General features: G+C 32.2%; 1 protein-coding gene. It reads right to left on the reverse strand.

The window, feature by feature from the left end; genetic code table 11:
* Positions 1-155: 155 nt before the first annotated feature.
* Positions 156-350 (reverse strand): phage/plasmid replication protein, encoded by a 195-nt coding sequence (locus H3T96_RS14635; protein WP_144093587.1) that lies wholly within the window; start codon positions 348-350, stop codon positions 156-158.
* Positions 351-413 lie beyond the last annotated feature (63 nt).

The raw sequence follows: 413 nt of genomic DNA on the forward strand, positions 1-413 counted from the left end.
ATAAAAGTCAAGAATAACGATTAAGTTCAAAATAAAAGAAGAGAAGAAAAGAGGGCTAAAAAATATTAAACAGTAGCTAAATACATTTCAATAAATTATATTTAACATAATATACATTATGCGAACCAATATAAATTTAGAAGCACACCGCTAAATCATGATGCTAACTGGAAAATTTGTGGCATCCTATACCAGCTCGGGATCGGACAATCAGAGACTTTGACTTGTCGAATCTCACGAACAGTCACAGGACTAAATTTAGATAAGTTAAAATGCTGTGCTATCTCAATTCCTATTTTGCGTAATCTAGCTCTACGCATTTGAATTGATCTCTTTGGATGGGTGTGCATCCACTATAACAACTAATTTCTCTATGAAGAAAAAAATTCAAAAGAAGAAAACGGAGTACACTA

The organism is Gilliamella sp. W8136, from assembly GCF_016101285.1.
In the GTDB taxonomy this organism is placed as follows: Bacteria; Pseudomonadota; Gammaproteobacteria; order Enterobacterales; family Orbaceae; genus Gilliamella; species Gilliamella apicola_N.

Coding starts and splice junctions, on each gene's coding strand:
- H3T96_RS14635 (WP_144093587.1), bottom strand. CDS start 350: ATGCACACCCATCCAAAGAGATCAATTCAAATGCGTAGAGCTAGATTA.